The organism is Allobosea sp. P2_B12, from assembly GCF_056404835.1.
Window position 1 is genome coordinate 111994 of record NZ_JBFUDG010000003.1, and the last position, 11792, is coordinate 123785.

Below are 11792 nucleotides of genomic sequence, written 5' to 3' on the forward strand. Positions count from 1 at the left end.
TCTTGTCGTAGTAGACCGGTATCTAGCCAATCCTGCCGCGCTTGTCCTGCTGGACCGGCGCAGCCGCCTCAGCCCAGAGCCTGTTCGACCGCCTTGCCGGCGGCCTCCGTCCCGAGCGTGCCGCCGAGATCGCGGGTGCGGGTGCGGGCATCGCCCAGCGCCCGCTCGATCGCGGCCTCGATGCCCTTGGCGGCTTCCGTCTCGCCGAGATGGTCGAGCATCATCGCCGCCGACCAGATCTGGCCGATCGGGTTGGCGATGCCCTGCCCGTAGATGTCGGGCGCCGAGCCGTGAACCGGCTCGAACAGCGACGGGAACTCGCCGGTCGGGTTGATGTTTCCGGATGGCGCGATGCCGATCGTGCCGGTGCAGGCCGGGCCTAGATCCGAGAGGATGTCGCCGAACAGGTTCGAGGCCACGACCACGTCGAAACGGTCCGGATTCAACACGAAATGCGCGGTCAGGATGTCGATATGGTATTGGTCGACGGTAACGTCGGGATAGTTCTTGGCCATCTCCTTCACCCGCTCGTCCCAGTAGGGCATCGTGATCGCGATGCCGTTCGACTTGGTCGCCGAGGTCAGCTTCTTGCGCGGGCGGCGCATGGCGAGCTCGAAGGCGTATTTCAGCACGCGGTCGACACCGACACGGCTCATCACCGTCTCCTGCATGACGATCTCGCGCTCGGTACCTGCATACATCCGGCCGCCGACCGAGGAGTACTCGCCCTCGGTGTTCTCGCGCACGACGAAGAAGTCGATGTCGCCGGGCTTGCGTCCGACGAGCGGGCCAGGCACGCCGGGCATCAGCCGGACCGGGCGCAGGTTCACATACTGGTCGAATTCGCGCCGGAACAGCAGCAGCGAGCCCCAGAGCGAGATGTGGTCGGGCACCTGCTGGGGCATGCCGACTGCGCCGAAGAAGAGCGCGTCATGGCCGCCGATCTGCTCCTTCCAGTCGTCGGGGAGCATCTTGCCGTGCTTGGCGTAATAGTCGCAGGACGAGAAATCGAACTCGTCGAGGCGCAGTTCGAAGCCGTATTTTTTGGAAGCCGCCTCCAGCACGCGCAGGCCCTCGGGCATGACCTCCTTGCCGATGCCGTCGCCGGCAATGGCGGCGATACGGTAGACGCGGTTGGTGCGGGTCATGGCGTGTCTCCAAAGAAGGCCGTGAATTCGGCAGCGACGAGATCGGGGATCTCCTCGGCCAGATAATGCCCGCCGGGCAGGCTGCGGCCTTGCACATTCTCCGCGCGCTGCCGCCACAGCGCCAGCGGATCGAAGCATTTGCCGATGATGCCATTGCCACCCCAGAGCGCCAGCAGCGGTTGGGCCAGCTTGCGTTCGCCATCCTCGTCGTCATGGCGGATGTCGATGGTGGCGGCAGCGCGGTAATCCTCGCAACTGCCATGGATCGTCCCCGGATCGGCAAAGCAGCGCAGATATTCGGCAAGCGCCTCCGGCGTGAAGGGCGTCAGGCCGGCCGAACCCGAACCACATTTCTTGCGCCAATAAGCCTCCGGATCGGCGCCGATCAGCTTCTCCGGGAACGGCGCCGGCTGGATCAGGAAGAACCAGTGCCAGTAGGCCCGCGCAAAGGCATCGGTGGTGCCGGCATACATTTCGCGGGTCGGCGCGATGTCGAGCGTGGCGAGCCTTGTCACCCGGTCGGCATGGTCGAGCGCCAGGCGATGGGCGACGCGGGCGCCGCGGTCATGCGCGCCGACCATGAACTGCTCGTGGCCAAGAGCGCTCATCACCTGGACCATGTCGAGCGCCATGGCGCGCTTCGAATAGGGGGAATGCGCGGCGTCGCTCAGAGGCTTGTCGCTGTCGCCATAGCCGCGCAGATCGGCGCAGACGAGCGTGAAGCGGCCCTTCAGGCGCTCGGCGAGCTTGTGCCAGAGCACATGCGTCTGCGGATAGCCGTGCAGCAGCAGCAACGCCGGCCCCTGCCCGCCCGTCCGCACGCGAATCCGCGCGCCCGACGTCGCGACGTCGAGGAGGCGGAAGCCTGGAAAGAGGCTGTCGGTGACAGTCAGATCGGTGACGGACATTCGTGCGCTTTATTGCAACATTGCCATAGCCAATTAGCTTGATTGCTCAACGATTGCGCGCGCCGATTATTACACAATCCTGATCAATGGTGGTGAGGTCTCGCCGGCCCCGCCCGCCCGTCATGCTCGCCCTTGTGGCGAGCATCCACGTCTTGAACACCGCCCCCGACGAAGGAAGACGTGGATGGTCGGGACAAGCCCGACCATGACGAATTGCCCTACCCCCGCAGCGCCGCCCCGTAGCGCTTGGCCATCTCGGCCACGATCTTCGCGCCGACCGCCTCGATCTCGGCTTCCGTCAACGTCTTCTCGACCGGCTGGAGCGTGACCGCGAGCGCGACCGACTTCTTGCCGGTCTCGACGCCGGCGCCCTCATAGAGATCGAAGACCGAGACGTCGGAGATCAGCGCGCGGTCGGCATTCTGCGCCGATTTGACCATTTCGCCGGCGGCGGTCGCCTTGTCGACGATGAAGGCGAAGTCGCGGGTCACCGGCTGGAAGCCCGAGAGGCTGAGCTTCGGCTTGACCTTGGTCGGCTTGTATTTCGGCAGCGGCAGCGCATCGAGATGGATCTCGAAGGCGACCAGCGGTCCCTTGACGTCGAGCGCCTTGAGCACGCGGGGGTGGACCTCCCCAAAAGCGCCGATGACGCCCTTGGGGCCGAAGCGCAAGGTGGCGGAGCGGCCGGGATGAGCCCAGTCCGGCCCGCCCGCGACGATCTGCAAGCCGCCGACCGGCACGCCCAAGCCCGCCAGCAGGCCCATGACATCGGCCTTGGCGTCGAAGGCATCGACCGGCTTGGCGGCACCGTCCCAATGGCGCCCGGCGCCTTCGAGGCGCGCGGTGCCGCGACGCAGGCCGGTCGCGGCGATGAGTTGGCCTTCCGGCTCGTCGCTCTGGAAGACCTGCCCGACCTCGAACAGCGCGACATCGCCAAGGCCGCGATCGGCATTGGCCTGCGAGGCGCGGATCAGCCCCGGCAGCAGCGAGGGCCGCATGTCGGAGAGGTCGGCCGCGATCGGGTTGGCCAGCGTGAGCGAGCGCGCGCCGCCACCGAAGAGCTTCGCCTGATCATGCGAGATGAAGGACCAGGTCACGGCCTCGACCATGCCGCGGCTGGCCAGCAGGCGCTTGGAGGCCCGCGTCCGCTTCTGCAGCACGGTCAGGACCGGCTTGATGACCTCGCCCTTGATGCGCGGCAGCGGCACGGAAGCGACGCGGTCGAGCCCGGCGATGCGGAGGATCTCCTCGACCAGATCGGCCTTGCCGCCGACATCGGCGCGCCAGGACGGCGCTGCGACCTTGACGCGGTCGCCTGCGCCGGAAACGTGGAAGCCAAGCGAGGTCAGCGCGACTTTCATCTCGACCTGGCCAAGCTCGAGGCCGGTCAGGCGCTTGACCTCCGACCATGGGAAATCGATCGCGCCGCCGCTCTCGGGCAGTTCGCCCGCGAAGACCATCTCGGAGGCCTCGCCGCCGCAAAGCTCCATAATCATTGTGGTGGCGAGGTCGAGGCCGGGCCGGCAGAAATCGGGATCGACGCCGCGCTCGAAGCGGTAGCGCGCATCCGAGTTGATGCCGAGCGCGCGGCCCGAGCGGGCGACATTAAGCGGGTCCCACAGCGCGCTTTCGACCAGCACATCGGTGGTGCCCTCGTCGCAGCCGCTGGCCTGCCCGCCCATGATGCCGGCGAGCGATTCGACGCCCGCGTCGTCGGCGATCACGATCTGCTCGTCGGTCAGTGTGTAGGTCTTGCCGTCGAGCGCCAGAATCGTCTCGCCGTCGAGCGCGCGGCGGACGACGAGGTCGCCCTTGACCTTGGCGGCATCGAAGACGTGCAGCGGCCGGTTGCGGTCGAGCGTCATGAAATTGGTGATGTCGACCAGCGCGTTGATCGGGCGCAGGCCGACCGCACGCAGGCGGGCCTGAAGCCAATCGGGCGACGGGCCGTTCTTGACGCCGCGCACGAGACGCAGGGCGAAGGCCGGGCAGAGCGCCTTGTCTTCCGGGGCCAGCTCCAGCTTGACGCCAACCGGGCAAGGAAACGTGCCGCGAACCGACTGGACGGCCGGTGTCGTGGGCTTGCCGAGGCCCGCGGCGACAAGGTCGCGGGCAATGCCGGCGATGCCGAGCGCATCGGCGCGGTTGGGCGTGACCGCGATCTCGATCACCGGGTCGCTCAGGCCGGCATAGGCCGCATAGGGCTGACCGACGGGCGCATCCTCGGGGAGATCGATGATGCCGTCATGATCCTCGGAGAGCTGCAGTTCCGCCGCCGAGCAGAGCATGCCGTTGGATTCGACGCCGCGGATGACGCCCTTGCCGAGCGTGATGTCCTTGCCGGGGATATAGGTGCCGGGCGGGGAGAAAACGCTCTTCATGCCGGTGCGGGCATTGGGCGCGCCGCAAACGACCTGCACGGGCTCGCCCGTGCCGGTATCGACCATGCAGACGCGCAGGCGGTCGGCATTGGGATGCTGCTTGGCCTCGATGACATAGGCGATGGTGAAGGCCGACAGCGCCTTGGCCTTGTCCTCGACGCCCTCGACCTCGAGCCCGACCCGGGTCAGGGCCTCGCTGATCGCATCGACGGAATCGGTCGTGTCGAGATGGTCCTTCAACCAGGACAGCGTGAACTTCATGATCGTCCGTCACTTCTCAAATTCGCGTGGGACATCGGGGCCGAGGCCGCATTCAGCTCGTCCTCCCCATCCGTCTTGATCTTCATGGAATTGCCGCGCCAGCTCACCTCGCCGGCGACGAAGGCATAGGCCCAGACGCCGGGGAAGATGATGTCGCGCAGCAGCAGCGCCAGCGGCATGCGCCAGGAGGAATACCAGCCGACGCCCTTGGCCAGCGCCAGTTCGGCGGCATACCAGGGCATCAGCACGAGCAGCGGCGCGAGCCAGGCGGAATGGCCGAAGGCCGGCAAAGCAAATGCTAGCAGCAGCACGGGCAGCAGCGGGCCCGACAGGATCTCGGGCAGGAAGAAGGGCAGGAAGGTGACGCGCCGCAGCCTGGCCCAGCGGAACTGTCGCTGCACGACGTCGTGCAGGCTGCGCTTGCCCAGCGGCTGCTCGAAGGGCTGTCCGACGAGATGGACATGCTTGCCGGCGCGGCGGACCAGCTTCGTCGCCGCCGCATCCTCGGCGATCTCCTCGCCGAGGATCGCGATGCCGCCATTCGCCTCGAGCAAGGGCTTGCTCCAGAGCATCGACTTGCCCTGCGCGAAACCGAAGCCGCAGGCCTCGCCGGCATATTGCCAGCGCGCCTGGAAGGTGTTGAGGAAGGCGCATTCCAGCTCGGACCAGAAGCCGTAGGGCCGCGAGCCGACCGGCGTCGAGCAGACCAGCCCGGTGTCGTCGCGCCATGAGGCCAGCATGCGCTGGATATAGTCCTTCGGCATCAGCACGTTGGAATCGGCCAGGATGACCCAGTCGGTCGTCGCCGCTTCCCAGCCCTTGACGCAGTTGTTGAGCTTGGGATTGGCGCTGACCGCGACATCGCCGGTGATCAGGCGCGCGCGCGCCTCGCCATAGATCCCGATCAGCTCCTCGATCAGCGGCACGACCGGATCATCGGCATCGGCCACGGCGAAGATCGTGACATAGTCGGGATAATCGAGTTCCAGCCCCGAGATCGCCGTCTCGCGGCTGAAAGCCTCGATGCCGCGCAGGGGGCGCACGATCGTCACCGGCGGCAGGGCCGCGAGCAAGGCCGTACGCCGATCCTTCCGACGCAGGCGCACAAAGGCGATCGCCTGGCACAAAAGGTTCGTCGCGACGAGCAGCGCCGCGAACAGCCCCGCCCATCCCGCCGGGGTCATCGCGCCCACCCTTGGACCACCGCAGCGCTCACGACGACAGCCCGCCCGTCAGGGTCGGCAGGTCGAGCGGGCGGAAGCCGTAATGCGCGAGCCAGCGCACATCGGCCTCGAAGAACGGGCGCAGATCCGGCATGCCGTATTTCAGCATGGCGATGCGGTCGATGCCCATGCCCCAGGCGAAGCCCTGATAGACCTCCGGGTCGAGCCCGCAATTCCTCAGCACGTTCGGATGAACCATGCCGCAGCCGAGGATTTCAAGCCAGTCCTCGCCCTCGCCGAAGCGGATCTCGCCGCCCTTGCGTGAGCACTGGATATCGACCTCGACCGAAGGCTCGGTGAAGGGGAAGAAGGACGGCCGGAAGCGCATCTTGACCGTGTCGATCTCGAAGAACGCCTTGCAGAACTCCTCCAGGATCCATTTGAGGTGGCCCATATGGGCCTTTTTGTCGATGACGAGGCCCTCGACCTGATGGAACATCGGGGTGTGGGTCTGGTCGGAATCCATCCGGTAGGTGCGGCCGGGGCAGATCACGCGGATCGGCGGCTCCTGCGCCAGCATGGTGCGGACCTGAACCGGCGAGGTGTGGGTGCGCAAAAGCTTGCGCTCGCCGTTGGAGTCCGGGTGGAAGAAGAAGGTGTCGTGCATCTCGCGGGCGGGGTGGCCGACCGGGAAATTCAGCTTGGTGAAGTTGAGGTCGTCGGTCTCGACATCCGGCCCCTCGGCCACAGCGAAGCCCATATCGCCGAAGATCGCGGTGATCTCGTCGATAACCTGGCTGATCGGATGGATGCGGCCGCGCGCCTCGGGCCCCTCCTGCACCGGCAGCGAGACGTCGATGCGCTCGGAGGACAGACGCGCCTCGAGCACGGCCTCGGCCAGCGCTTCCTTGCGCGCGGTCAGCGCGGTCTGGACGCTGTCGCGCAGGCCGTTGATCAGCGGGCCCTTTTCCTTGCGCTCGTCGGGCGTCATCGCGCCCAGCGTCTTGAGCAGGGCCGAGATCGAGCCGGCCTTGCCCAGGGCGGCGATCCTGACCTGCTCCAGCGCCGCTTCGTCCTGCGCGCTGGCGACGTCGGCAAGAAGGCTCGCGCCCAAGTGATCGATCTCGTTCATACCTGCTCTGGTCCGTTTGCGAGGCATCTTCTAGGGTGTCGCCAGCGTCGATGCTAGAGGCAATCACGCCGGCAAAGCAGCGCCGCGACGGTCAATCCGGAGCTTTTCGCCATGATGGCCGCAATTGCATGACAACGATGTCGCATTGGCGAAGCCTCGCGGCGGCAGCGCTGCTCTCCGTTCTCGCGGCCTCGTCGTCGGTGGCGCAGGACGGCCGGCGCGTCAGCGTCACCGGCGAGATCAGCGACACCTGGTGCTCGATCAGCGGGCTGATGTTCGCCAAGGGCACGGCGCACCATCAATGCGCGGTCTGGTGCGCGCTCGGCGGCATTCCGGTCAGCATCCGCGATGCCAGGGGCGACCTCTACCTCATCCTCAGGATCGGCGACGACGAGGACAGCGTCGCCAATCCCCGCATCGCGCGCATGGCGACGCATGAGGTCACCGTCGATGGTGAGCTGCTTGAGCGCGACGGGGTGAAATACCTGCTGGTCGACAAGATCGCCGACGACAAGGGCATCATCACGATGACCCATGACGAATACGGCATCCAGCCGTTCGGGAACTGAGGCGATGAATGTCTCTCCAGCCCTCATCCTGAGGAGCGCTCCAGAGGAGCGCGTCTCGAAGGATGCTCCAGAAGGCTCCCGAACTATCTGGAGCATCCTTCGAGACGCCGCTGCGCGGCTCCTCAGGATGAGGGCTTTGGGGTTTGGCATCGGAACACTGGCGGTCCTTGTGCCCGTTGCCGCTCCCGCAGCCGAGCCCTGGGGCATCCCGCATGAGAAGCCGCTCGTGCTGAAGGGCCGGCTCGTCGATGCGCTGTGCCATCTGAAAGGGCGCTGCGCGCCCGATTGCGGTGCCGGCAAGCGCCAACTCGGCCTCGTCCTCGCCGACGGCACGTTCCGGCTGATCGCCAAGGGCAATGTCGATTTCGCCGCCGCGATCCCCGATCTGATCGGCTTCTGCGGCAAGGCGATCGAGGCCGACGGGCTTCTGATCGAGAACCCGGCCATTACCCTGTTCTTCGTCCAGGGCGTCCGCACCGAGGGCAACGCCGAACCCTTCGTTCCGGCCGAGCGCTTCAAGGCGGAATGGGAGGCGCGCAACGGCAAGGCCGAGGAATGGTGGCGCGCCGACCCGCAGGCCAATCGCATCATCGCGGAAGACGGCCCCCTCGGCATCAAGGGCCTCGTGCCCAAGCCGAAGCCTTGAGGCCAGGTATGCCGGGGGTCGTCGCGCGTCGGTCGTTCCTGGCCGGGCTTGCCGGTTTCGCCGTCGCCTCCGCGCAAGCGCAGAGCCAGGGCGGGCATGTCCATGGCAGTGCCGCCTCAGCGACGCCCGATCCTCTCGCCGGGCGCTTCGGCGGACCGTTCTCGCTGACCGACCATACAGGCAAGGCCGTCAGCGACGAAGCCTATCGCGGCCGCTTCATGCTGGTCTATTTCGGCTTCACGCGCTGCACCGACACCTGCCCGATCGACCTGCCGACCATCGCCCAGACGCTCGACGCGCTCGCCCCCCTGGCGGAGCGCGTCGTTCCGCTCTTCATCACGGTCGATCCGGCTTTCGACACACCGCCGGTGCTGGCGGCCTATGTCGCCGCCTTCCATCCGGCGCTGGTCGGGCTGACCGGCAGCGAAGCTGACATCGCGGCTGCGGCGAAAGCCTACAAGGTCCATCGCCGCAAGCTGACGCAGCCTCATCATGGCCAAGGCGAATACGCGGTCGACCATGGCTCGCTGACCTATCTGATGGATCGCCGGGGCCGTTTCCTGACCCTGCTGCCGCACAACACCGGGGCGCAGCGCATGGCGGCGGTGCTGCGCTCCTATCTGGCGTAAGCTGGCCGCGCATCGCCGGAACGGATTCGCATCATGCCTGACAGCGCCACCAAGCCTGATACCGCCACGAAGCCCGACAGCAGCGCGCAGAAGAACTCGCCCTCCTATCGCCTGGCGGCGCTCGACCCCGATTTCCTGCTCGGCGATTCGACGCGCGGCGCGCGCTTCATGCTCGAATACCAGAAGGCCGAGGACCACTTAAGGGCGCGCGGCATCCTCTCGACCATCGTCGTCTTCGGCTCGGCGCGGGTGCGCGAGGGCGAGCCCTGGTACGAGGCGGCGCGCGCCTTCGGCAGGCTCGCCTCCGAGCGTGGCGGCGCGCTGTCGGTCGGCGATCTCGGGCGCGACCATGTCATCGCCACCGGCGGCGGGCCGGGCATCATGGAGGCAGCCAATCGCGGCGCCACCGAGGCAGGCGCGCTCTCGATCGGCTTCAACATCACCTTGCCGCATGAGCAGGAGCCCAATGCCTGGTCGACGCCGGATTTGACCTTCCGCTTCCATTATTTCGCTATGCGCAAGATGCATCTGGCGATGCGGGCCTCGGCGCTGGTGGTCTTCCCCGGCGGCTTCGGCACGCTCGATGAACTTTTCGAGATCATCACGCTGGTGCAGACCGGCAAGATGCGCCCGATCCCGATCGTGCTCTATGACAGCCGCTACTGGAAGGCGCTGCTGAACCTCGACGTGATGGCCGATGCCGGCATGATCCGGGCCGAGGATCTCGCCCTGTTCTGCTACGCGGATTCAGCCGAGGAGGCCTATGCCCGCATCGTCGAGGGAGCGGGAGACAATTGGCGGCCGGCGACGGAGGACAGCGTGCAGACGTGAGGCCTGGGTCGAGAGGCGCTGCCGCAGTTGGCCGGGCGGTCTCGGTTCCGCGAACAGGGCGACAAGAAGGGATGAGACGTTCGGGTGAGCCATAGACCTGGCGCCAACTCTCTGCCGCTGAACTGGATCCGGATTTCCACTTCTCAACACGCGAATCCAGGTCGTTGCGCCGATCGAGCAGCCTGCGGGACCATCGGTGGCGGCGGGGCACGTTAAGGGGGCGGAAACTCCAACGCCAATCCGCCCCGCTTTGCAGCGATCGGGTCAACCTCTTCGAAAGCCCTTTGATGCTCAGTTCCGGCGCGGGCTGCTTTCTGCCCAAAGAGGTCTTCTCTTGAACCAGTTCAGCAACGCCCACACAAAACCGGGGTCCGACGAGACCGGCCCCATCGGCCATGTGCTTTCCGTGCGCGGTTCCGAGGCGCATGTCGACCTGCCTGCGACCTGGCCCCATGGCGGCGCGAGGGCAACCGTAGGTCGGTTCCTGGCCATCGAAGCAGGCCCCAAGTCCCTGATCGGGATGATCACCGAGGTCTCGACGCAGCGGTCCGCCAACGAGGCCGCCGGAGAGCACCGTGCGGTGGCGCAGATCGCGTTGATGGGCGAAATCGTCGGGGATACCGGCGCCTCTCAGTCATTCCGCCGCGGTGTTTCCGACTACCCGGCCATCGGCGATGCGGCCTATCTCATCAGCCGCGAACATCTGCGACTGATCTACACCCCGGCCGGCCAACGCACGATCAATATCGGTCATCTCAACCACGACAGTTCCATCGCGGCCCGCATGGACGTCGATAACCTGATTTCCAAGCACTTTGCGATTCTGGGCTCCACCGGCGTCGGCAAGTCCAGCGGCGTCACCGTCATCCTTCAGGAAATCCTCGATGCGCGACCTGATGTGCGGATCTTCCTGCTCGATGGTCACAACGAGTATGGCCGCTGTTTCGGCGAACGGGCCAATGTCATCAACCCTCGCAATCTGAAACTGCCTTTCTGGCTCTTCAGCTTCGAAGAACTGACCGACGTCATCTATGGCGGCCGCCCGGCCGTCGCCGAAGAACTGGAGATCCTGTCCGAGCTCATCCCGATCGCGAAGAGCACCTATCTGCAGTACAAGTCGGCCAGCGACCGGCTCGGCTTCAAACGCGGCAATCCCAAGCTGACCGGCTATACCGTCGACACGCCGGTTCCCTATCTGCTGCAGGATCTGCTGACGCTTATCGATGATCGCATGGGCAAGCTCGAGAACCGCTCCTCGCGCATGAACTATCATCGGCTGATGACGCGGATCGAGACCATCAAGAACGATCCGCGCTACGCCTTCATGTTCGAGAATGCCAGCGTCGGCGGCGATACGATGGTTGGCCTGCTCACTCATCTTTTCAGGCTGGAGCCTGACGGCAAGCCCATCACCGTGATGCAGCTCGCGGGCCTGCCCGTGGAAGTCGTCGATGCGGTGGTCTGCGTTCTGTGCCGGCTTGCCTTCGATTTCGGTCTCTGGAGCGACGGCGCGATGCCGCTGCTCTTCGTCTGCGAGGAAGCGCATCGCTACGCCGCGGCCGATCACAGCCTCGGATTTGGCCCAACCCGCCGCGCTTTGGCCCGCATCGCCAAGGAAGGCCGCAAATATGGCGTCTTCCTCGGTCTCGTCACCCAGCGGCCGGCCGAGCTCGATGCCACCATCATCTCGCAATGTTCCACCCTGCTGGCGATGCGGATGGCCAACGACCACGACCAGGCGCTGCTGCGCTCGGCCGTCGCCGATGCCGGAGCGAACCTGCTCGATTTCGTTCCCTCGCTCGGCACCGGCGAGGTCGTCGGCTTCGGAGAGGGCATGCCGATGCCGGCCCGCCTGACGTTCCGCCGGCTGGAGGAGGCCGCAGTGCCGCGTAGCGAGTCGACCGCTTCCTCGCTCGCTGACGCTCAGATGGCGTCGCAGCGCGAGTTCATCACGAGCGTCGTGGCGCGGTGGCGCGGAACAGTGAAGGACGATGAGCCGGGAGTCGCTCTCGTCCGGGAGCCGCCGGCGACCGAGACCTCCGACGAAACGCCGGGCTCCGGCGTTTCGCGCCTGCTCGAAAACGCTCGCCAGCAGATACTCAAGCGATAGCCGCGGCATCGCAG

General features: G+C 66.3%; 10 protein-coding genes. 5 read left to right on the forward strand and 5 right to left on the reverse strand.

What is annotated here, in order from left to right:
• Positions 1–68 precede the first annotated feature (68 nt).
• From AC1DYU_RS09390 to pheS, 5 genes are all read right to left on the reverse strand, one after another.
• A complete protein-coding gene (locus AC1DYU_RS09390; protein WP_158483814.1) occupies positions 69–1148 on the reverse strand; it encodes a tartrate dehydrogenase in 1080 nt (359 codons plus the stop codon).
• Positions 1145–2056: an alpha/beta fold hydrolase gene (locus AC1DYU_RS09395; RefSeq protein ID WP_476791398.1), complete on the reverse strand. Its 912-nt coding sequence runs from the start codon at positions 2054–2056 to the stop codon at positions 1145–1147. The genes AC1DYU_RS09390 and AC1DYU_RS09395 overlap by 4 nt, the downstream gene beginning before the upstream one ends.
• A gap of 218 nt (positions 2057–2274) precedes the next feature.
• Positions 2275–4698, reverse strand: coding sequence for a phenylalanine--tRNA ligase subunit beta (pheT, locus tag AC1DYU_RS09400; protein ID WP_476791399.1), 2424 nt, complete (start codon positions 4696–4698; stop codon positions 2275–2277).
• Positions 4695–5882: a ceramide glucosyltransferase gene (locus AC1DYU_RS09405; RefSeq protein ID WP_476791400.1), complete on the reverse strand. Its 1188-nt coding sequence runs from the start codon at positions 5880–5882 to the stop codon at positions 4695–4697. Before AC1DYU_RS09405 ends, pheT begins: the two co-directional genes overlap by 4 nt.
• Positions 5883–5910: 28 nt before the next feature.
• Complete coding sequence (gene pheS, locus AC1DYU_RS09410) at positions 5911–6993, reverse strand: phenylalanine--tRNA ligase subunit alpha (RefSeq protein WP_476791401.1); 1083 nt, start codon at positions 6991–6993, stop codon at positions 5911–5913.
• Positions 6994–7121: 128 nt separating this feature from the next.
• On the opposite strand from pheS, the gene AC1DYU_RS09415 reads away from it, so the two are divergent.
• The 5 genes from AC1DYU_RS09415 to AC1DYU_RS09435 all read left to right on the forward strand — a co-directional run bounded on the left by AC1DYU_RS09415 (position 7122) and on the right by AC1DYU_RS09435 (position 11778).
• Positions 7122–7562 (forward strand): hypothetical protein, encoded by a 441-nt coding sequence (locus AC1DYU_RS09415; protein ID WP_476791402.1) that lies wholly within the window; start codon positions 7122–7124, stop codon positions 7560–7562.
• 136 nt (positions 7563–7698) lie between these two features.
• A complete protein-coding gene (locus tag AC1DYU_RS09420; RefSeq protein WP_476791403.1) occupies positions 7699–8208 on the forward strand; it encodes a hypothetical protein in 510 nt (169 codons plus the stop codon).
• An 8-nt stretch (positions 8209–8216) separates the two neighbouring features.
• Entirely contained in the window at positions 8217–8837 is a 621-nt protein-coding gene (locus tag AC1DYU_RS09425) for an SCO family protein (protein ID WP_476791404.1), read from the forward strand.
• Between the two features lie 33 nt (positions 8838–8870).
• Positions 8871–9668 (forward strand): LOG family protein, encoded by a 798-nt coding sequence (locus AC1DYU_RS09430; protein WP_158483821.1) that lies wholly within the window; start codon positions 8871–8873, stop codon positions 9666–9668.
• A 334-nt stretch (positions 9669–10002) separates the two neighbouring features.
• A complete protein-coding gene (locus AC1DYU_RS09435) occupies positions 10003–11778 on the forward strand; it encodes an ATP-binding protein (protein WP_476791405.1) in 1776 nt (591 codons plus the stop codon).
• Positions 11779–11792 lie beyond the last annotated feature (14 nt).